The following is a 21523-nucleotide window of genomic DNA, read 5'->3' as shown; positions in this document are numbered from 1 at the left end:
GCCTATCAATTTTTATTAAGGCATGGCACGAATGATCTTGTCGCCAAAGTCGACATCAAGGTTTGTGAGGTTCAAAATATCCTGATAATCAGCTGAATTAGTGATGACAACCGGTGTGATCGTATCGAATCCCTGGTCGATAATGAAATTCAAGTCGAACGTGATCAGATTATCTCCAGCAGCAACACGCTGACCTTTTTCGACAACATACTCGTAACCTTCTCCGTTGAGCTGCACAGTATCGATACCGACATGGATAAGGAGTTCCATACCGGAATCTGTTGTGATGCCGATGGCGTGTTTTGAGTCGAATACGGCTGTGACTGTTCCTTCAACCGGAGCCTTGACGAGTCCTTCATCGGGGCGGATCGCCAGTCCTTTTCCAAGGATTTCTTCAGAGAACATGCCGTCATTGACTTCGACCAGGTCAACGGCTTCGCCTTTCATCGGGGAAACAATTGTTTCTGTTGTTTTTTCTGTTACTGCCGATCCGAGTTCGCTTGCTTGTGGATCAGTAACGGCCTCACTGTCTTTTGCCAGTTCGTCTTCTGAAGATTGAGGGTCTTTAAAAATCATATAAGTGACTGCAAAAGCTATCACAATAGAGATGGCTGCTCCGATTGATGCGTTGATGAAAAATTCCAACGTATCATCACCGATGTATCCTGGTAATGTCAGCAAGCCTGGAGACCCGCCCGCAAAGTTACGGACACGCATGATGCCTGTGTAAAGTCCACCGACACCCCCACCTATCATGGCACCGATCAGAGGCGTCTTGTAGCGTAAGTTGACCCCGTAAAGAGCGGGTTCTGTAATCCCGAACAAGCCAGTTAAGCCGGCTGAGGAAGCTAATTGCTTGATTGTTGAATCTTTAGATTTGAACCCAACAGCTAGGGCTGCTGCACCTTGACCAACGTTTGATGTCAGCATACCCGGATAGATCACAGTATCGAATCCGTTGACCATACGGTTGTTGATACCGATCGGAACGATTCCATAGTGTGTACCTGTTGCGACCATCAGAGGTGTAAATGCACCCAGAATAGTTGGAACGAGCCAAGGCGCAATATTTTCCAGACCTTGAATGCCGGATGAAATAATGTCACTGACAAAGTGGCCCAGTGGACCAATCGCAACGATAGCTACAGTACCGACAACGGCAATTGTAATTAATGGTTTACTGAAGAACTTGATTGCTTTTGGAGACACCCGGTCGGCAATCGGTTCAACGTAGGACATGAACCAGACTGACAGGATGATCGGGATAACAGATGACGAATAAGTAATCGGCGATACTGGCAGTCCAAACAGACTGATCCCACCAGTTGCTTCCGCATTTTCAACCATGGCAATAAAGTTGGGGTGGAGCAGAATCCCACCGATCATAGCTGCCAGATAGGCATTAGTCTTGAATTTCTGAGCAGATGACATGGCCAGTAGAATAGGTAAGAAATAAAAGGCTGAATCGGCCATGAACTGAACCACTTGATACGTCTGACTTTCATTGCTGACTAAATTGAATACGACAAGAACTGATAAGACGGCTTGAAGCATACCAGCAGCAGTAATGGCTGGCAGGATAGGAGTGAAGATTCCTGTGATCGTATCAATGACTTTTGCGACTGCTGAGCGGTCATCTTCTCCAGTTTCTTCTCCTTCATCGTCCAGTCCAGGAGCCTGATGTGTGATTTCACGGTAGACGCTCCCGACATCACTTCCAATGATGACCTGATACTGTCCACCTTTTGACACGACGCCCATAATTCCGGGTGTATTTTTCAGCGTATCGGTATTCGGTTTCTTATTGTCTTTCAAGTTGAAACGCAGACGGGTCGCGCAGTGACCAAGTGCATTGATGTTCTTTTCTCCGCCGACTTCACCAAGAATGGTGCTGGCTAATTTCTTGTAATCCATAATAGCTTTCCTCCAAAATTATAATTTGAGCAATAAAAAATACCTAAATAAACCCTCCTCCACAATGTGGATAAAGAATAAATTCAGGTATAGCCTAATTGAATAGTGACAATCCTCTTGTATTTAATTGGTGATGCGTCTGATGTGAATCGTGAGATAAATCATCTCATCCTCTTTCAGATCGCGTCCGAACTCTTTGATAATGTATTCCCTGACTTTAAGGGCACATTCGTATTCTTCCTTGTAACGGTCTTTCAGCATGAACAGAAAGCCGGCATCCTTGTCTTCTTCAAGTTCGACCCCACTGAAGAGGCGGTGAACGAAGAATTTCAAGTGAGTGATGAAGCGTTCGTAATTCAGTGAGTACTCATCCAGATCCATTTTGTAATGGTACTTGATGATATTGATGATCCGCTGGATGATATGCGTCATTTCAGTGACCTGACTGACTTTGGACATATCAAGTTCAGCGTTTACAATATGAAGCGCGATAAAACCGGCTTCATCTTCCGGTAGACGGATACCCAGTTTCTTCTCAATGATGGCTAAGGCTTCTTTCCCAATCAGAAATTCATGATTGTAGAAACGCTTGATCTCCCATAGCAGGGCATTCTTGATTGGAAGATCCGACTGATGCCGTTCGATAGCATAATCGATGTGATCAGTCAGTGTAAGGTAAATGTTCTCACTTAATTTCTTGCCGAGAGATACGCGGGCGTAACTAATAATTTCATTAGCCACCTGCAGATGTTCAAGTTTTACTTTCGAAAGCAGCTGAGTGAGCTTGTTCGTCGGCAGGTCCGGTGTAATCGTATACACTTTCTCTACAGCGTCTGAACTGATCTTATCACCGGCAGACTTTTTGAAGCCTATGCCTTTACCCATGACCAGTACTTCATGTCCGTTTTCGTCCATTGACTGGACAATGTTGTTGTTGATAATTTTCTTTATCTTCATAATAGGGCGCCTCTCCTTCGAGACGAATCAGTCGACTAATACATAATTGAATGCATTCAGTATAGCCTGATTTAACAGTAACAATCTGAGCGTTCCTTATTATTGAACCACAGACCAGACTGCAATGTCAAGACTGTTTATTAGCGTTTTCAAAAATCTGCTGATTTCAGTTTATGAATGAATGATCCAGGTGAGGAGACGTTTTACTGATTTATCAATAGAGCATCAAAGCATACCTTTCTTTAAAAAGAATTAAAACTGGTAAACTTAAAGTATAGAGACTATCTAGGATCAATCTAATTAGATTGAACAATTATGAAAGGGGGCAAACATGATGCTGGATTGGCTTGCGACAGCCGCTGATACCTATCCGCTGGCAGCCAACATCATTATCTTCATACTGGTCGCTGGTGTTCTTCTGGTTATTAGGCGCCTGCTTTTAAACCGGATGTATAGCCGTCTGCAGAATACGAGCAACTGGTATGTGACACGCAAAGTAGCGAAGTGGATCAACAATCTGATGCTGGCGATTCTGTTTCTTTACATTTTCGGAAGTAATCTGACAGGGTTCACCACAGCTATCGGGCTGGCAGGTGCCGGTGTGACTTATGCTCTAAGAGAGGTCATCGTCAGTTTTGCCGGCTGGTTTGCTATCCTTTTCGGTGACTTTTTCAATACAGGCGACCGCGTGCTGCTTGGGAGTACAAAAGGGGACGTCATCGATATAGGTGTGCTGCGGACGACTCTAATGGAAATGGAAGAATGGGTCGATGGTGATCAGTATACGGGACGGATCGTCCGGGTAGCCAACAGTTCGATTTTCACGGCTCCCGTCTACAACTATACAGCTGATTTTCAGTTTTTATGGGATGAAATACATATCCCGCTCCGTTTCAGCAGTGACATCGATTATGCCCGGGCCATGCTTCTCGAAGTATCTGATGATGTGATCGGCACCTATCATGAGCAGTCCGACCGCGAATGGACAGAGATGAAACGGCGGTATCGAATTGAGAATGCGTCACTGAAGCCCCAGGTCTTTGTTTCCTTTGATGACAACTGGGTAAAAGTGAGCTTAAGGTACATCGTCGGAACGAGAGAACGAAGAAAAATCAGGGATGAGTTGTTCCGGACCATTTTAAAACGGATCAAGGCATCTGATAATAAGCTGCAGCTCGCATCAGAAACCATTGAAATCGTGCCGTCAGAAGATTAAACTAAATAGTAATCATGCGCCTGGCCCGGTCGATGTGGTCGGGCGTTTTTTTACATTAATAAGTAAATGAAGGAAGTGATCCCTATGGGACAAGAACTGATTAAAAATACGGCATGGCCAAATACCGTTCAATCTTTGGCTGAGGGTATGTCAAATTTAGGACTGAAGAAAGATGCCATGGTCCTTGTTCATACGTCATTATCAAAAGTCGGTTGGGTAAATGGGGGAGCCCAGGCCTTCGTTGATGCGCTGATGACGGTAATCGATGAAAGAGAAGGGACAGTGGTCATGCCGTCTCAGACTGGGGACTGGAGCGAGCCGTCAAAATGGCAGTATCCGCCAGTCCCTGAAAGCTGGTGGGACACGATTCGCGAAACGATGCCAGCCTTTGATCCCGAAAAGACACCTTGCCCGTATATGGGTGTGGTGGCCAATCTGTTCCGGACCTATCCGAATGTCAGAAGAAGCAGTCATCCGGCAGTCTCTTTTACGGCCTGGGGAAAGAAAGCTGATCTGCTGACATCAGGTCACAGTCTGAACTTTGGACTGGGTGAAGGATCGCCGCTCAAAACACTTTATGACGAGAATGCCCTGATTCTGGCAGTTGGAACGGATTATGACACCTCAACGGCCATGCACTTAGGAGAATACCGTGCACCGAATCCGACTCTCAAAACTGAAGGGACAGCCCTCCTGGAAAATGGTATCAGAGTCTGGCGGACATATGACGACATCGAGCTGGATGAAGACCAGTTTAGTGCCATTGGAAACGAGCTTGAGAAGCATGGTCATGTTACAATTGGAAAAATCGGTAATGCAGAAGCCAGACTGTACCGGGTCAGAGATGCGGTCGATCAGTCGACCAGACACTTTACGGCGCTTAGAAAATAGACACAGACAATTTGGGCAAAAGGGGAGAACCGAATGGACACGTATTTTAAAATAGTCGGAATAGAGGATCTGTATACCCTTCAGGCTATCAGTATCGAAACCTTTACAGATACGTTCGAAAAAGACAACACAGAAGAAAACATGGCCGATTACCTGTCCAATGCCTGTACAAAAGAGAAGCTGAGTCAGGAGCTTGCTACAGAAGGTTCACGATTTTACTTTCTATATGCAGACGATCAACTGGCCGGTTATCTGAAACTGAATGCAGGAGAAGCGAGAACGGAAGACATCGATCCTGATGGACTGGAAATCGAACGGATCTATATCCGTACTGGATTCAAGCGCAGAGGGTTGGGGACGAGTCTTTTGAACAAGGCGGTCGAGACAGCTGAAGAACAGGGCTGCACGATCATCTGGCTGGGTGTCTGGGAACATAACGAACCTGCGAAAGCATTCTATAAAGCCAAAGGATTCAAGAAAGTCGGAGCTCACTCCTTTTTCATGGGGGACGACGAGCAGACGGACTGGATCATGCTTAAAGGCCTCAGTTAGGCAGGGGATTTTCAGAAAACAGATGAAAGCCGTTAAAAATGTATTGTATTCTGTCCGGCAAATTGGTATAGTCACTGTGGTACAACAAAATTAAATACGGAAGATCCTGGGAGTCTTTTTTAGAAGGCTGAGAGTGATGTATATCAGACCAGTAACCTGATCAGCGTAATGGCTGCGTAGGAAGTATCTTATATATTATGGCTCTTTCCTATGGATTTTTTTCGTTAGGAGGAGTTTTTTTCATGCAGAAAAACTATGTCAACTACGGAAATTGTTCAGTCGGAAAGCCTGGTTCCACTTTGGAAATAACAGGCGCACGTTTCAATTTATCGCCGATGAGTGACGATTTCAAATCGATCATTTTAGGTGCGATCAAGCAGGTCGATCTATCGAAAGTCTGGGCGGAGACCGATCATATTTCAACAGTTTACCGCGGGAAAGAAGAAGCGGTATTCGATGCACTGAAGGCTGCCTTTTTATATGCCTACAAGGAAGGGGTTCATATGACTCTCGAATCGACGATCTCAAAAGGGTGTCCCGGAGATACGGACAGTGACTACACACTGGAACTTGACGATCCAAGAGTCAATCAGGCCGAAACAGAAGCAATTGATTTTCCGGTGATCGGGAAGTTTGCACTTTACCCAATGGGATCTGACAACTATATGGCCACCATTGCCAAAGTCGTCAACGAAGGGATCGACAGAGGTGTGGTCACAGGTTCTGGTCATTACGGAACGAATCTGGGCGGAAGCGCACAGGATGTCTTCGACTATCTGGAATATGTGTCGCACACAGTCGGCAGTGAAGTCAGTCATTACATCAGTCAATTCACCTTGCACTGTAACGTACCGGAGGGAGACATATAATGAACAGAAAACCATTAACTTTGCGTGATTATTTACTAATGTCCCTAATCGCTGTTGTGTTTGGAATCGTCTTTTTACTGGCTGTCTATGCTGGAGCGGCCCTTACGACGGTTTTAACCCCTCTTGGACTCGGAGTGCTTGGATACGAACCGTTTTACGGAATCTGGTATATGGCGGCGATCATCACCACGTACTTGATTAGAAAGCCCATCGTTGGGATCGTCACTGAAGTCATCGCGGCACTGATTGAAGTCCTTTTAGGCAACATGTTCGGCGTCATGGTCCTGATTTCTGCCTTCATTCAAGGGGTAGGTGTCGAGATTCCTTTCGCTCTGACTAAATATAAAAACTATTCGTATAAAGTAACCATGCTGTCGGCTCTGTCCGCGACGATTCTGTCATTCATCTGGACAGGATTCAGAAGCAACTATCTGGCAATGGACTGGCGTATCGTCCTGGCGATTTTTGTCATCAGACTCTTGAGTGCACTCTTCTTTACAGGCTATGTTTCCAAGGTGATCTGTGACAAGCTGGATGATGCCGGCGTTTTGAATCATAACCTGAAAGCCAGTGAAGCCATTGACTGATCCAGCTTTATCTATAAAAGATCTGACCTTTACCTTGAATGGACAGCCGCTGATCGAATCTGCCAGTTTAACTATCGATAAAGGAGAAGTCGTTCTGCTCTCCGGCAGAAGTGGGAGCGGTAAAAGTACGCTAGCCAATCTGATCAATGGCTACTTTCCAGAATATGGCGGGAAACAGACGGTGTCGCACATCAGAATAGACGGCGAAGACGTGCAGCTGCAGTCTGTCGTCGACCGTTTAGAAAAAGTCGGGACTATTTTCCAGAATGCGCGTCTCTCCTTCAGCATGAAGACGTTGAGAGAAGAAATGGGCTTCTGTCTTGAGAATACACGGACTCCTTCAGAGCGTATTGATGACATTATTGAACAGAAAGCCACTCATTTCAACCTGACCCATCTTCTGGACCGGTCATTTGACGATTTGTCGGGAGGGGAGCTTCAGAAAGCGGCTTTTGTCTGTGCAAATTTGTCGGATTTGCCGCTTTATATTATGGATGAACCGTTTGCCAATATGGATGAGCAGACAATAGAAGATTACGTCAGCTACATCAAAGTCCTGTCCGAACAAGGCAAAGCAGTGATCATCATCGATCACCATGTTGATAGATGGAACTGGGTAGGCCGCTGGCTTCTGATGGATACAACCCGCCAGCTGATCGATCTGACACATCTGCCGTCAGACTTCAAGCGGGACAAACTAATCGAAGCCGGAGTCGTTATCGATCCTGCAATGATTTCCCGTCAAAGACCGAACGCTGATGAAACAGTACTTGAACTGGATAAGGTCTCCGTCTATCACGAGCAGACTGTCCGGCAGTCCTTTTTCAGAAAAGTCACTCACGTTAACACACTGATCGAAGAGGCTTCTTTTGAACTGAAAAAAGGCGCACTGACTGCTTTAGTCGGGCCAAGCGGAATCGGAAAGTCTTCCTTATTCCGTTCAATTTTAAATGTCTCCCCTTACTCAGGAGATATCCGTATCCAAGGCAAGTCGATCCGTGACATGAAGTCAGCTGACCTTTATTCCAGAATCGGACTGGTCTTTCAGGACCCGTCGCTACAATTTGTTAAAACCAAGGTGATGGATGAAATGGTCCTCAGCCTGACCGCATGGGATGATATAGAAGAAGAGGTGGCAGCCGAGCAGGCAAAAGCGCTGCTTGAACATCATCACTTTGACAACAAGGCAGATGAATCCCCTTGGGTCCTCAGCCAAGGCCAGCAGAGACGACTGGCTGTTGTCTGCATGACAGTGGGTCAGCAGCAGCTTCTGCTCGTCGATGAACCGACATACGGCCAGGATGCAGCCAACGCCAGAAAAATCATGGACAAGTTGAGCGAGCTCTGTGAAGCGGGGATGACCTGCCTGTTCACCAGTCACGACAGACAGCTCGTTGATGCTTATGCTGATACGATTTATGAAATCAGAGAAAAGAAGGTGAAACAGGTTTTATGATCGACTCTATCAATCCAACTGCCAAGACCGTGGGCATCCTTCTAGGGTCCCTGATTCTTGGACTGACCTTTCAGTGGGAAGTCAACCTGACCATCACCTTATTGGGACTGATTTTCGTTACAACCTCTAAACGGGCTGCGCCTGAACGCCTGCTGAAAATCATGGTGCCGATTCTGTTCGTCTCCATCAGCTATTTCTTTACCGGCTGGATTTTCAGCTCCGAACAGGCCTTGTTCAGCTCAAGTCAGACTGATCTGATTCTTCCCAGTGGGAGAGATCTGATCAACGGCCTGAACCTCGGGTCGCGAGTACTAGCTTTTGCGATGCTGGGCATCAGCTACAGCCTGACGACTGATTCTAAAGAACTGATTGCCAGCTTTATCCAGCAGGCACGCATGCCGATGAAAATGGGCTATGCGATCTTTACTGCAGTCAATCTGACTTCACTGATCAGAAGAGAATACGACAATTCAAAACTCGCGCTGCAGGTCAGAAATATCCCGGTCAAACCTTTTGACTCAAAGCCCTTGTTCACGATGATGGTCCGTATGATCCGCTGGTCCGAGCGTCTGTCACTGGCCATGGAGTCCAAAGGCTTCAATGAAGACCGCGTGATGCAGCTGAAGATGACAGTCAAGCCTATGGATATCGTGTTTATGGTTGGGCTGCCTATAGCTATAGCTTTACTGGGATTTGTAGTTTTTTAATGCTTCATGCCAAATCAATAGAAGAGATGTTCATGAGTGGTTTAATAGTCATTCGTGGACATCTTTTTCTTAATTCTTTTATAATAAGGTAGATAATAGATAAAGTGTGAACGATAGATCTTTCAAGGGATGGCAGGAGAAGGGCCAGTTGTAGGGATGGTCTATAAACCTATTGAAAATAAAATGATTAATTCTTCAAAATCAATTGACTTTTCCCGCCATTCACGGTACTATATCAGATGGTATTGTTTGCCACCATGATAAGCCCCGGAAACTTGTTTTGGAACAAACAACAGAGAGTCTTTCTTATTACTTTTAACGGAACTTAGAAGCGATGGAAAGCAGCTAATTTAAAATTGATTCTTGAAAAGAAAATTTGGAGGTTAAGATCGTGCGTACAACATTTATGGCGAATGAAAGCAACATCGAACGCAAATGGTATGTAGTCGACGCTACAGATATTCCTTTAGGACGTCTGTCAACTGTCGTTGCATCTATCCTACGCGGTAAAAACAAACCTACGTATACACCACACGTTGATACTGGTGACCACGTAATCGTAATTAATGCAGGAGAAGTTAAACTAACAGGGAAGAAAGCCAGCGACAAGATTTATTCTCGTCACTCTGGACACCCAGGTGGATTGACTCAACAGTCAGCTGGAACGATCCGTGCTCAAAGACCGGAACGTTTGATTGAAATGTCAATCAAAGGTATGCTTCCACACAACCCACTAGGACGCAAACAAATTAAAAAACTTCACGTATACGCTGGTCCTGAGCACAAGAACCAAGCTCAACAGCCAGAAGTACTAGACATCACAAACTTGATTTAAGGAGGGACATCCATTGGCACAAGTACAATATTTCGGAACTGGTCGTCGTAAAAACTCTACAGCTCGTGTTATCATGACTCCAGGTTCTGGTAAAATCACTTTTAACGGTAAAGATATTTCTGAATATTTAAACTTCGATCACCTACACTTAGTAGTTAAACAGCCACTAGCTATCACTGATACAGTAGACAGCTACGACATCACTATCAACGTTCACGGTGGTGGGTTCTCAGGACAAGCAGGCGCTGCTCGTCACGGAATCTCTCGTGCGTTACTACAAGTAGATCCTGACTTCCGTTCTCCACTGAAAGCAGCTGGACTGCTTACACGTGATTCACGTATGAAAGAACGTAAAAAACCAGGTCTTAAAAAAGCGCGTAAATCTCCACAGTTCTCAAAACGTTAATCAAAATATTGTTACATCAACGATTCAACCATATTTTTGGTGTCGTTTGGTGTTAATTGTTATGATAAATCGTTTAATAGACTTAAAGCATCAGCATCTTGCTGGTGCTTTTTTTCTGGCATTAATTCAAGATAATAATTTTGAGTAGTTAAAATTGAGTTATGACCAAGTCTTCTAGAGATATAATCAATACTGATATCTTTTGAAAACAGAAAAGATGCATGGGTATCTCTTAGACCATGAAAGGTAGTTTTTGTAATATCTAACTGTTAAAGTAATTTTTGAAGTTGTTGAGATTGCCTGAAACTATTCCAGTTGAAGATATATTCTGATTTACTTTTGGCTAATGTGATAAGAGAGTTATAAACGTCTTTATTAATAGAAATATCACGTTTCGAATGCTTTGTTTTCAATTGAGTGTCATTATTAGTGGGACTGATAGAACGTCTAATGTAGATACCAGAATCAAATATGTCTTCTTTTCGTATTCCTAATAATTCGCCTCTGCGTGCCCCAGTTTCTAAAGCTAACAACACAAGGACATTGAATTCATCTTCTTGATGATTAATACAGTATTGCCTTAATTTTTTGAACTCGGTGATAGAAAGTGCAATATTCTTTTTGGCTTGTTCTTGTCCCTTTGATTTCAGAAGTGATCCGAAGTCATTTGTAATTAAACCTCTTGCATAAGCATATTTAAGTGAACCTCTGATTTTGAGTACCAGTTCTCTAGTTGTTTTCTTGGAATGTGTTTCAGCGTAGTGATCTAATTTTTTTTGCATGACAATATCATCAAGGTGTTTTAGCCTAATACCTTCAAATAGTGTATCAATAACTGTGATAGTTCGCATGTAATTGATGAATGTAGCTTCACGAACATCATTCTTCTTAACAGTATTTACCCATGTACGATAAAATTCAGTGAATAGGGTAGAACGTTCTGCAATATTTTTTCCTCGTCCTTTTTCCAATTCCATTTCAAGAGTCCATAATTCAGCATCTTTCTTATTCTTAAATGTTTTTGTTTCTCGCTTGTATTCTCCCTTCTTATAAAGTGAAACTGTTGCTCGATATGAATTATTTCTTTTAGTAATTGTTGCCATTTTACCAGCCTTCTTTCTTATAGAAAAATTGATAAAATAGACTAGTCAATAATAGAATATATGAATCGTTGTTTATCAATAATAGGATTATTTTACACAGTGATTATCTATGAATTTAAGTAGCTTATTCTTTTTGATGATTTATCAGTACCAGCTGTTATTAATAAAATATTTAAAAGATAAGATAAGTAGTGTTTGACGGAGATACATATGTAAACTAAATTTTTTTAGATATCAACAAATACATTGATTGAAATGTTCAGTTGACCTATATTGATAGTCAAGTATAGATGCTATAATAGCTATATGTGGTTTAAAAAGTAAATCTTATAGGTGGTGGCTGGATGGAAGATATTGATTGGTTAGTAAAGATGCTTGAAGAAAAAATAGAAGAAAAGAATTTAGATTATAATCGATTCATGGTTTTGTTATGGAATAATAATACCGAGATTAAACATCTTTTTGAAGAAATAGATTCCTCCATACTTAATATCAATAGAATCGTATCAGAACAACTATTGGATATACCTTCTAAATTACAAGCTATAAAAACACAACGAATTATCACTGAAGTTATTAGAAATAATCCTCAAAAGTTTATTGTTATTGATAATTTTGAGATATTATTTAGTCCAATATTAAAAGTTAAACCAATAGAATTATTTAGAGAGCTGAGTCGTTATAAAACAATTATTGTTATTTGGCGTTATTCTTATGAAAATAATAGATTAGTTTATGCAGTCCCAGAACATATTGAATATCAGGAATCACAGATAAATAAAAATGAAATGATTATCAATTAGGAGAATGAAGAATGAAATATAGAGATTTAGTTAATTTTGAACCGATAGATTCAGTCATCCAATTAACAGATGCAAACAATAAAAATAGAGCTCTTCACTTATTAGATACCTTTGTTATATCCGACAGAATGGCTGATACAATTAATAATACTATTATTAATCAGATGCAATTTTCCAAACCCGCAGATAATAAAGGATTGATGATTGTAGGTAATTACGGAAGTGGTAAATCTCATTTAATGAGTGTTATCTCTACAATTGCTGAGTATAGTGATTCAAGTCAGCACCTTCAAAATGAAGCTGTTGCTGAAAAAGCACAGGAAATTGAAGGGAAATTTAAAGTTATTCGATTTGAAATAGGCAGTACAGAAATGTCATTACGTGAAATAATAACACAGCAGTTAGAACTTGGTTTATTGGAGCTAGGAATTACTTTCGAATTTCCTAATGCCGATCAAATTGTTAGTAATAAAAATTCTTTACTAGAAATGATGTCAATTTTTAATGAAAAATATCCTGATAAAGGATTACTGCTAGTAGTTGATGAGTTATTAGATTATTTAAGAGGTAGAAAAGAGCAAGAGTTAACTTTAGATTTAGGATTTTTGCGAGAAGTTGGCGAAATTGCACATAATACGAGGTTTCGATTTATTGCGGGTATTCAAGAAATGCTTTTTGATAACCCAAGATTTAGTTTTGTAGCAGATTCTTTGAGACGTGTAAAAGAACGCTTTGATCAAGTAAGAATTGTAAAAGAAGATATTTCATATGTCATATCTGAAAGACTTCTAAAGAAAGATGAGAAGCAAAAAGCTCTTGTTAGGGAGCATCTAACTAGTTTCACTAAATTATATAGTAGACTAGCTGAAGATATGGATAAGTTTGTGGATCTTTATCCAATTCATCCTAGCTACTTAACTGCTTTTGAGAAAGTTCACAATATTGAAAAACGAGTAGCATTAAAAACCATTACTATGGAAATTCAGAAAATAATTGATCACGATGTACCTGTGGATAGTACAGGAGTAGTTGCATATGATAATTATTGGTCTTTTATTGAAGAGGATCCATCTAATAAAACCATACCATCTGTTCGAGAAGTTTTAGAAAAAACAGCCATTTTAAAAGATAAAGTCAATTCATCATTTCCTAGTGATCGTAAAGGGCAGATGTATAAAGATGTTTCACTTCAGGTCATTAATGGGTTGGCGTTGAATAGACTAACAATGGATGATATATACAGTCCTGTGGGATTAACAGCATCAACTTTGAAAGATGATCTATTTCTTGTAATTCCAGGACAATTAGATTTTTTATTAGAGGATGATGATCCATCGGCATTTTTAGAAACAAGTGTATCTGTTGCAATAAAAATGATTATGGAAACTGTAAGTTATCAGTATATTTCAGTAAACCAAGAGAATGGACAATACTATCTCGATTTAAAGAAAGATATTGATATTGAGAGTTTAATTAGTGAGCGAACAGAAATCATAGAAAATGCTACTTTAGATAGTTATTATTATAAAATTCTACAAAATGCTGTTGCATTGGATGATAACACTTACGTTTCAGGCTATCGTATTTGGCAGCATGAAATACCATGGGAACAAAGCAGAGTAATGAGAAGAGGATATCTTTTCTTTGGATCGCCTAATGAAAGATCTACAGCTCAACCTGAACGAGATTTTTATGTCTATATGCTAAGACCCTTTGAAAAAGTGTATTATAAGGACGAAATGAAACCAGATGAAGTTTTTTTTGAACTCAGTTCAGAAGATAAAAATTTCAAAGTAATTCTATTGAATTATGCTGCGGCCAATGAATTATATAACGAAACAAATTCAGCTCAAAAAAGACTGTATAAAGACAAAATTGATAGTTACTTTAAAAAATTGAATAGATGGTTAACAGATCACTTTGTGGATGCTTTTAAAATAACTTATAAAGGAAAAACAGGATACTTAAGTGATTTTGGAATGTTTTTACCTCAAGAGGATAATGTCAGGTCTTTAGTTAATTTTTCTGCACAAGAATTTCTTGCAGAACATTTTTCTGAAAAATATCCAGAATATCCTAGATTTAGAAATTATAAACCAGGGTTTATTTCAAGTAACAATCTTACAGTAGTTGCTTCTGATGCATTACAAAGAATAAATGGTAGAAACAGTATTCAAGGTGAATCAATTTTAGAAGGATTAGTTCTTTTAAGTAATCAAAAGACGATAACGAGTGATTCTGTTATGAATTCAGGTTATGCACGATGGATAGTTGAAACATTGGAAATTAAAGGGAATAGTAAGGTGTTAAACAATGATGAATTGTTTAATATCAATGCTGTCCGTGGAGTTGAGGATCGTCGCTTATCAAAATCCTTTGATTTGGAACCTGAATTAGTTGTTGTTTTACTAGGTGCATTGTTAAGTACAGGGAAAATTGAAGTCAATATTGATGGAACAACATATACAGCAATGAATTTTTCAGAATTTGCAGTATTATCTATGGAGAAGTTAACTAAATTCTCATATATTAAAAAGCCATCAGGACTGCCTTTAATAGAAATCAATGAAATTTTAAATTTATTTGGTGAATCAGCTCCAAATAATAATGAAGAAATATTAGAACGATCAATCCGCCGAATGAATTCTAAGTTGAATATTTTTATTGAAGAAGTACTAAAAGTGAAACGCCAACTATCAATAGGATATCTTGTTGGGGCTTTAGATGTTTTAGATAATAATACAAGAAGTGAATATGCAGATCAGTTAGAGTCGTTTAAATTATTCTGTGAACAACTACTACGCTACAATAGTATTCCTAAAATGAAAAATTTGAATGTGTCTATTTCTGAGATTGAAAAACAAAAACAAAATAAAGAGCTTATTGAAGCATTAACTACATTGAAAAAAAGCGTAGATGAAGTGAGCCGATTGGTAAATTATCTTGATCAAGCAAAATATAGTTATGGACAAAATTCAGATTGGTCTAAAACTATTGATGATACTGTATCTAAATTACGTTCAAATATTTCTGATGGACAATCATATATGTCTAATCTTTCTGAATTACGTCAATTAAAGGAAGAGTATATTACGCAATACTATACAATTCATGAACAATCAAGACTAACAGCGACTGAAGATAATAAAAAACAAGAAATATTACGCTCCCCACAGTTAAATATGCTTCGACGCCTACAATCAAGTATATCTTTACTACCAGGAGAGCAGTTAAATATTTGGCAAGAAAATCTGGAAAAAACAAAAACATGTTATCAATTAAAGAAAACGGATTTAGAAACGAGTCCGACTTGCCCACATTGTAATTTTTTATTAAGTGCAGATAGACGTGATTCAAGAGATATCATTGAGAATGCAATGGATGAGTTAACTGATATTTATGATAACTGGCTAAATATTTTAGTAGACAATTTAAAACAGGATTCTATCCAAGAAGGATTATCTCTTTTAACCAATGATGAGCAAAAATCCGTTGAATTGTTAATATCTAACAAAGAACTTCCATTACCATTGGATCAGAAATTTATAGATATGATAAAGAACCTTTTTGATGGGTTTGAAAAAGTAGAGATAGCTAAAGAAGATATTATAAAAATGCTTGGGAACGGTAGTCCTATGAGTGTCGATGAAGTAGAAGGTAGAATTCGTGAATTAATAGAGACAGCTATTGATGGCAAAGATAAAGATAAAGTAAGAATAATGTATAAAGGATGATGATTTTATGGATCAAGGTTCATTATTTGAAAAAGAGAATAAACCTGTTGAATGTTTAGGAATGACATTTAAGGATGATGATGAGAGAAGAGAGTATTTTAGAAATGAGTTGCGTAAAAAATTACCTGACTTAAAAGATATTGAAGGATTTCCTATTGGTGAAGATGAAGATATTATTGAATTATCCGATCCGCCGTATTATACAGCTTGTCCAAATCCATGGATGAATGAATTTGTTTCTAATAAACAAATTGATGAAGCCTATACTGAGTTAAAACCATACACTGCAGATGTTAGTGAAGGGAAAAACGAACCCATTTATAACGTTCATACGTATCATACAAAAGTTCCTCCAAAAGCAATAATGAGATATTTGCTGCATTATACTATGCCAGAAGATTTTATATTTGATGGATTTTCTGGATCGGGTATGACTGGGGTTGCGTCTAGTTATTTAAATATAGAATCTAAAGTGAGAGAACTCGGATATGATTTAAAAGATAAGCGAGTGGTCGATAGTTCTGGAGCAGTTGTAGGAAATATGGGCGAAAGAAATGTATTATTGCAAGACTTATCGACACAAGCGACATTTATTTCTAGTTGTTTGAATAAACCTATTGATATTGAATCTTTTTTGAAAGAAGCCAATACTATATTAAATAGTTTGGAAGAAAAATACAAAAATTTCTTTATAACTCACAGAGAAGAAGGGGAGTTTAAAGTAAATTATTGGGTATGGAGTGATGTGTTTGTATGCTCAAGTTGTAGTGAAGAAATCGTGTTTTTTGATGCAGCTAGTGATGATGATGGAAAAGTACAGAAAGAATTTGCGTGTCCTAATTGTAAAGCAAGACTAACTAAGAATAAATTAGATCGTGCATTTGAAAAGAAATATGAGCCAACTCTTGATAAAATTGTTAATGAAGCTAAGAGGGTAATAGTCTTGGTGAATTATACAAATTATAATGGGGAAAAAATACTGGAAAGAGCGACAAACCAGGATATTGAACTATTCAAAAAAATTGATTCAGAAGAAATTATAAATTGGTTACCTACAAATGAAATCCCTAATGGAGACGAGATACCCAGAGTTAGAAGGCTAGGAATAACTAATGTGAATCAATTATATTTTAAAAAATCTCAAATCATACTATCAGATTTGAGAGAAAAAATAAATAATTCCAATAATAAAGATTTTTTATTATTATTATTTACTAGTCAATTAATTAATATATCAAAATTGAATAGGTTTAGACCTGGAGTATCATTTCCATATAATCCAATGAGTGGGACTATGTACATAGGATCTCTTGTAAGTGAGTCTAATGTAATTGATGCTTATAGAAATAAACTAAAGAAATTTGAAAAAGCTTTTATTATAAAAAATAGAAATACAATGATTTCAACACAGTCCTCAACAAAAATTAATCTAAATGATAATAGTATTGATTATATCTTTACAGATCCTCCCTTTGGAGCTAATTTAATGTATTCAGAACTTAGTTTTATGTGGGAAACATGGATAAAATTACAAACTAATACAGATAAAGAAACGATAATTAGTAAAAAACAAAATAAAGCGGTGGATGAATATTTAAGACTATTAACAGCTACATTTTCAGAGTATTATAGAATATTAAAACCTAATAAATGGATTACTGTTGAATTTAGTAATTCTAAAGCAAGTGTTTGGAATGCAATACAAGATGCTATGCAGAAATCAGGATTTATTATAGCTAATGTTTCAGCTTTGGATAAGCAACAGGGGAGTTTTAAAGCAGTTACGACTACAACAGCTGTTAAACAAGATTTAGTTATCTCAGCATATAAACCTTTAGAAACCAATATATCGAAAATTAAAGAAGCCAATGGAAGTGAAATTTCGGCTTGGCTATTTATAGATCAACATCTTTTAAAGCTACCTGTATTTGATGGGGAACGTGGAGAAGCAACTATTATTACTGAGAGAACGCCTAGAATATTATTTGATAGAATGATTGCATATCACGTTCAATCGGGTATGGCAGTTCCAATTTCTTCAGCTGATTTTCAAGAAAAAGTCGCTCAAAAATATGTTATGAGAGATGGAATGGTCTTTTTAGAGTCTCAAGTAGCTGAATATGATAAGAAAAGAATCTTAGCGAAAGAATTTTCGCAACAGTCATTATTTGTTTCAGATGAGAGCAGTGCAATTGAATGGTTACGTCAACAGTTAATGAAAAAACCACAAAGTAGACAGGATATTCATCCTCAATTTATGAAAGAAATTCAATATATTGCAAAACATGAGGAGCTACCTGAACTAGATAACCTTTTGGCAGAAAATTTCTTGTTATATGATAGTGAAGATGTTGTGCCAGATCAAATTACTACCTATTTACGAAAAAATTATCATGATATGCGTGGTTTAGAAAATCAAGATGATAAGCTGAAGAGTAAGGCTAAAAATAGATGGTATGTTCCTGATCCAAATAAACAAGCCGATTTAGAAAAATTAAGAGAAAAGAGTTTGTTAAGAGAATTTAATCATTACGTAGAAGAAGTTAGTGGGACCAAGAAAAAATTAAAACTCTTTCGTTCTGAAGCTATTCGAGCAGGTTTTAAAAAGGCTTGGAGCGAAAAAGATTATCAAAAAATTGTAGATGTAGCAGAATATTTACCAGAAAAAATTATTCAAGAAGATGATAAATTATTAATGTTCCACACTCACGCATTAATGAGATTAGATATTTAGGAGGTTTCATGGTGGATTGGGAAGAGAAGATAAAAAACATGTTTCCTAGAACAGAAGGAATATATCTTGTGGAGGATCCAGATAAAATTTTAGATGATTCGAGTGTAATAGATATGTTTAGTCGGAACAATATTGACTATGTTGATTTTCTTGATCCAATTATTTTTCGATATGCCTATGAAACTAAATATAAATATAAGAGAACTAATACATTGATTATTCGAACTGATAATTATTCTGAAATACCTTACGATGTATACGCTAAATCTTTTCAGGTACAAATTAATTTAAATGATTTAATAACATTTTTGGATTACTCAGCAATGAAAGAGTATAGTATCGGGATACCTGAGTTAGTTCACATTGATTCATTTCAAAATAAAACTTTAAATTATGAGGAAACTAAGAATGTGTTATCAAAAAGACAATCACAGGAGAATAGTGAAAAATACGTTTTACCTGTAGCTAATGATATTTCAACATTTGGGTTAGTAGCTATGATCATCGGTCAATGGAGAAGTGAGGATAATACCTTAAATGAAAAGCAAATTTCAAGTATTAATAATGTTAATTCAAAATTTCAGAAGTGGTTAATTCAAAATTTTGATCAAACAGTTTCCTTACCACCATATCCGAAACCAAAAATGGTTCATCAAATTCCTGATTTTATGAATCATAGTGACTATAATCAGAAAAAGGCATTAATTGTAATGGATGGAATGAGTTTTACTCAGTGGAATATAATAAACGCCTATCTTACAAATAATCAATTTAAAACAGAAGTATCTCCAACTCTAGCATGGATTCCTTCGATAACTTCAGTATCAAGACAATCTATTTTTTCTGGAAAGCCACCGTTGAATTTTAGAGATACTATTAATACAACAAATTATGAAGAAAAACAATGGAAGGATTTCTGGATAGGTAAAGGGTTTGACAAGTCTGATATTTTTTATCAAAGGGCTCTAGGAAGTGATAATTATTTGGAAATGGATTTACAACATATACTAAGAAATAAAAAAATTGTTGGTTGTGTGATAGATAGTATAGACAAATTTATGCATGCTGCTCAACAAGGCTTATGGTCAGTTCATTCTGAATTAAATTATTGGTTGAATAAAGACTTCTTAGTATCATTTTTAAAAGATTTGATTGAGAATGATTTTGAAGTATATATAACTTCAGATCATGGAAATATCGAATCCCAAGGTGTTGGAAGGATTAACCAAGGTGTCTTAGCAAATTCAAAAGGGGAAAGAGTCAGAGTATATGATGATAAAAGTATACGAAATAGAACTAGAGAAGATTATTTTGAAGTAAGTGAGAATTGGGATAGCCAGTTTTTACCACAGAATTATTATCCTTTAATTGCGAAAGAAAATTATGCATTTATCACTAAAAATGATAAAATTGTCGGGCACGGTGGGATAAGCATTGAAGAAGTATATGTACCATTTGTTAAAGTAACAACATAAGGAATGAATAGAATGAGGAAAACAGTCGGTTTATTTCGCCCATTGAGATTTGATCATTTAGATTTAACAGCTAAGCTTTTAGTTAAGTATTCGATATCTGATACATTTGAAATATTAGATGATGTTTTAGCCAAAGAGTTTAAAGGTAAGGAAGGTCGCCGAAAGATAATAAATAATTTAACTAGAGTATGGTCAGGTGGTAAAAAAGAACCATCTACTTTTCAAAAAGAAGTATTAGCCAAATATAATGTATCAGATAAAAATGATAAGATTATCTATCAATATTTGATGACTTCTTTAGCATTTCCATTCTTTAGTGAAACGACCACCTTTGTTGGGAAGTACTTAAAAATGTCTGATACTTTTAAATCTAGCATAATTTTATCTGAAATGAGAAATTCATATGGAAGTGCAGAGTCAGTTTATAAGGGAGTCAATGCTGTTTTAAATGGTTTGAAGAGTTGGGAGATATTATCAGAAGAAAGTAGTAAGAATCATTATGTTTTTAAGGAGAACTTATTAGAGATTAGTAATGAGTTTCAACTAAATCTCTTGGTACTTGTAGTTATACAAAATTACGTTGGTGATTCATTAACTATTGAACAAATTAACAATCATGTATCTATGTTTCCTTTTAGATATTTAATCCGAAAAGAAGATATAGTATCTTCTCAATTTGAAATTATTGAAGACAGACTTGATACTTATATTTCGATATTATCATAAGAGTAATATTTTAAAGAATGACTAGTCTATTTTATGGTGTTAATTGGTGTTAACTTTATCCAAACCAATGGATTTTTATCATCGAGTAAGTATTTTTATGTTTAGTAATTATTGATATAAAAGGATTTATAGGTATTGAGTATTCTTCGTTTCCAATCATAGAATTCTCAAAACGTTAATTGTTGGAGCCCTTGCGGCTTAAACTTAATACTGCAGTACAAAAAGGGGCTGGGAAAAAACCAGTTCTTAACAAAAAAAGAACAATGAAAACCGTCGGTTTTAGATGGCCTTCATTGTTCTTTTTTCCTTTTTCTGAAGATGTAGAAGGATGTCCGCCTTTTCTTCGGAGTTCGAGGATCAGTTTCGTTAAATTCATGCTCATAAGCATCAAGCCGATGTCATTATGAACGGCTTGATTCCCTCTGACATGAACCCGTCGCATGCCAAAGACACCTTTCATCCGACCGAAAACAGTTTCTACGTCAATTTTTCGCTGTGCATAGATCCGTTTTCCATAATCGCTTTCCAGGTGTGCTTTGGCTTGATGTTTAAAGTATT

Annotated in this window: 16 protein-coding genes, 2 pseudogenes and 1 riboswitch; of the genes and pseudogenes, 14 read left to right on the top strand and 4 right to left on the bottom strand. The window is 37.7% G+C overall.

The window, feature by feature from the left end; translation table 11 throughout:
- Positions 1-15: 15 nt before the first annotated feature.
- Both BMX79_RS09105 and licT read right to left on the bottom strand, forming a co-directional pair.
- Positions 16-1914 (bottom strand): beta-glucoside-specific PTS transporter subunit IIABC, encoded by a 1899-nt coding sequence (locus tag BMX79_RS09105; protein WP_091481872.1) that lies wholly within the window; start codon positions 1912-1914, stop codon positions 16-18.
- Positions 1915-2037: 123 nt separating this feature from the next.
- Positions 2038-2871 (bottom strand): BglG family transcription antiterminator LicT, encoded by an 834-nt coding sequence (gene licT, locus BMX79_RS09100; protein ID WP_091481869.1) that lies wholly within the window; start codon positions 2869-2871, stop codon positions 2038-2040.
- A 331-nt stretch (positions 2872-3202) separates the two neighbouring features.
- Between licT and BMX79_RS09095 the strand changes: the two genes are divergently transcribed.
- The 9 genes from BMX79_RS09095 (at position 3203) to rpsI (ending at position 10390) form a co-directional block, all read left to right on the top strand.
- Positions 3203-4087 carry a mechanosensitive ion channel family protein gene (locus tag BMX79_RS09095; RefSeq protein ID WP_246117676.1) on the top strand — a complete coding sequence of 295 codons (885 nt, stop codon included), beginning with the start codon at positions 3203-3205 and terminating at the stop codon, positions 4085-4087.
- An 84-nt stretch (positions 4088-4171) separates the two neighbouring features.
- Complete coding sequence (locus BMX79_RS09090; protein ID WP_091481867.1) at positions 4172-4978, top strand: AAC(3) family N-acetyltransferase; 807 nt, start codon at positions 4172-4174, stop codon at positions 4976-4978.
- Positions 4979-5011: 33 nt separating this feature from the next.
- Complete coding sequence (locus BMX79_RS09085) at positions 5012-5530, top strand: GNAT family N-acetyltransferase (RefSeq protein WP_091481862.1); 519 nt, start codon at positions 5012-5014, stop codon at positions 5528-5530.
- Between the two features lie 96 nt (positions 5531-5626).
- A riboswitch (TPP riboswitch) is annotated at positions 5627-5731 on the top strand.
- A 41-nt stretch (positions 5732-5772) separates the two neighbouring features.
- Positions 5773-6399 (top strand): YkoF family thiamine/hydroxymethylpyrimidine-binding protein, encoded by a 627-nt coding sequence (locus tag BMX79_RS09080; RefSeq protein WP_091481860.1) that lies wholly within the window; start codon positions 5773-5775, stop codon positions 6397-6399.
- A complete protein-coding gene (locus BMX79_RS09075; RefSeq protein ID WP_091481857.1) occupies positions 6399-6986 on the top strand; it encodes an ECF transporter S component in 588 nt (195 codons plus the stop codon). The genes BMX79_RS09080 and BMX79_RS09075 overlap by 1 nt, the downstream gene beginning before the upstream one ends.
- On the top strand, positions 6979-8442 hold the full coding sequence (locus BMX79_RS09070) for an ABC transporter ATP-binding protein (RefSeq protein ID WP_177165393.1): 1464 nt from the start codon (positions 6979-6981) through the stop codon (positions 8440-8442). Before BMX79_RS09075 ends, BMX79_RS09070 begins: the two co-directional genes overlap by 8 nt.
- Positions 8439-9149, top strand: a complete 711-nt coding sequence (locus BMX79_RS09065) for an energy-coupling factor transporter transmembrane component T family protein (protein WP_091481852.1) — start codon at positions 8439-8441, stop codon at positions 9147-9149. Before BMX79_RS09070 ends, BMX79_RS09065 begins: the two co-directional genes overlap by 4 nt.
- Before the next feature lie 391 nt (positions 9150-9540).
- On the top strand, positions 9541-9984 hold the full coding sequence (rplM, locus tag BMX79_RS09060) for a 50S ribosomal protein L13 (protein WP_091481849.1): 444 nt from the start codon (positions 9541-9543) through the stop codon (positions 9982-9984).
- A gap of 13 nt (positions 9985-9997) precedes the next feature.
- Positions 9998-10390 carry a 30S ribosomal protein S9 gene (gene rpsI / locus BMX79_RS09055; RefSeq protein ID WP_091266415.1) on the top strand — a complete coding sequence of 131 codons (393 nt, stop codon included), beginning with the start codon at positions 9998-10000 and terminating at the stop codon, positions 10388-10390.
- Positions 10391-10449: 59 nt separating this feature from the next.
- Here the strand turns inward: rpsI and BMX79_RS09050 are convergent.
- Positions 10450-11493, bottom strand: a pseudogene (locus BMX79_RS09050) (site-specific integrase).
- A 344-nt stretch (positions 11494-11837) separates the two neighbouring features.
- Here BMX79_RS09050 and brxF point away from each other — a divergent pair.
- Genes brxF through BMX79_RS09025 form a run of 5 tightly spaced genes read left to right on the top strand, consistent with a single transcriptional unit; the run spans position 11838 to position 20965 of the window.
- Positions 11838-12296 carry a BREX-3 system P-loop-containing protein BrxF gene (gene brxF / locus BMX79_RS09045; protein ID WP_091481847.1) on the top strand — a complete coding sequence of 153 codons (459 nt, stop codon included), beginning with the start codon at positions 11838-11840 and terminating at the stop codon, positions 12294-12296.
- Positions 12297-12307: 11 nt separating this feature from the next.
- Positions 12308-16030, top strand: a complete 3723-nt coding sequence (locus tag BMX79_RS09040; RefSeq protein WP_091481844.1) for a DUF6079 family protein — start codon at positions 12308-12310, stop codon at positions 16028-16030.
- Positions 16031-16037: 7 nt separating this feature from the next.
- Positions 16038-18764 (top strand): DNA methyltransferase, encoded by a 2727-nt coding sequence (locus BMX79_RS09035; RefSeq protein ID WP_091481842.1) that lies wholly within the window; start codon positions 16038-16040, stop codon positions 18762-18764.
- A gap of 11 nt (positions 18765-18775) precedes the next feature.
- Positions 18776-20239, top strand: coding sequence for a BREX-3 system phosphatase PglZ (gene pglZ / locus BMX79_RS09030; protein WP_170231020.1), 1464 nt, complete (start codon positions 18776-18778; stop codon positions 20237-20239).
- Positions 20240-20251: 12 nt separating this feature from the next.
- On the top strand, positions 20252-20965 hold the full coding sequence (locus BMX79_RS09025; RefSeq protein WP_091481838.1) for a hypothetical protein: 714 nt from the start codon (positions 20252-20254) through the stop codon (positions 20963-20965).
- A 337-nt stretch (positions 20966-21302) separates the two neighbouring features.
- Here BMX79_RS09025 and BMX79_RS09020 read toward each other — a convergent pair.
- A pseudogene (locus tag BMX79_RS09020) lies at positions 21303-21523 on the bottom strand (transposase); the annotation flags it as partial.

This window comes from Alkalibacterium pelagium (genome assembly GCF_900109325.1).
Lineage (GTDB): Bacteria > Bacillota > Bacilli > Lactobacillales > Carnobacteriaceae_A > Alkalibacterium > Alkalibacterium pelagium.
This window is presented reverse-complemented; position numbering and strand designations above follow the sequence as displayed.

Bases quoted from the DNA above. Each gene is read 5' to 3' on its own strand.
- BMX79_RS09105 (WP_091481872.1), bottom strand. From the start codon at position 1,914: ATGGATTACAAGAAATTAGCCAGCACCATTCTTGGTGAAGTCGGCGGA.
- licT (WP_091481869.1), bottom strand. From the start codon at position 2,871: ATGAAGATAAAGAAAATTATCAACAACAACATTGTCCAGTCAATGGAC.
- BMX79_RS09095 (WP_246117676.1), top strand. From the start codon at position 3,203: ATGATGCTGGATTGGCTTGCGACAGCCGCTGATACCTATCCGCTGGCA.
- BMX79_RS09090 (WP_091481867.1), top strand. From the start codon at position 4,172: ATGGGACAAGAACTGATTAAAAATACGGCATGGCCAAATACCGTTCAA.
- BMX79_RS09085 (WP_091481862.1), top strand. From the start codon at position 5,012: ATGGACACGTATTTTAAAATAGTCGGAATAGAGGATCTGTATACCCTT.
- BMX79_RS09080 (WP_091481860.1), top strand. From the start codon at position 5,773: ATGCAGAAAAACTATGTCAACTACGGAAATTGTTCAGTCGGAAAGCCT.
- BMX79_RS09075 (WP_091481857.1), top strand. From the start codon at position 6,399: ATGAACAGAAAACCATTAACTTTGCGTGATTATTTACTAATGTCCCTA.
- BMX79_RS09065 (WP_091481852.1), top strand. From the start codon at position 8,439: ATGATCGACTCTATCAATCCAACTGCCAAGACCGTGGGCATCCTTCTA.
- brxF (WP_091481847.1), top strand. From the start codon at position 11,838: ATGGAAGATATTGATTGGTTAGTAAAGATGCTTGAAGAAAAAATAGAA.
- BMX79_RS09040 (WP_091481844.1), top strand. From the start codon at position 12,308: ATGAAATATAGAGATTTAGTTAATTTTGAACCGATAGATTCAGTCATC.
- BMX79_RS09035 (WP_091481842.1), top strand. From the start codon at position 16,038: ATGGATCAAGGTTCATTATTTGAAAAAGAGAATAAACCTGTTGAATGT.
- BMX79_RS09025 (WP_091481838.1), top strand. From the start codon at position 20,252: ATGAGGAAAACAGTCGGTTTATTTCGCCCATTGAGATTTGATCATTTA.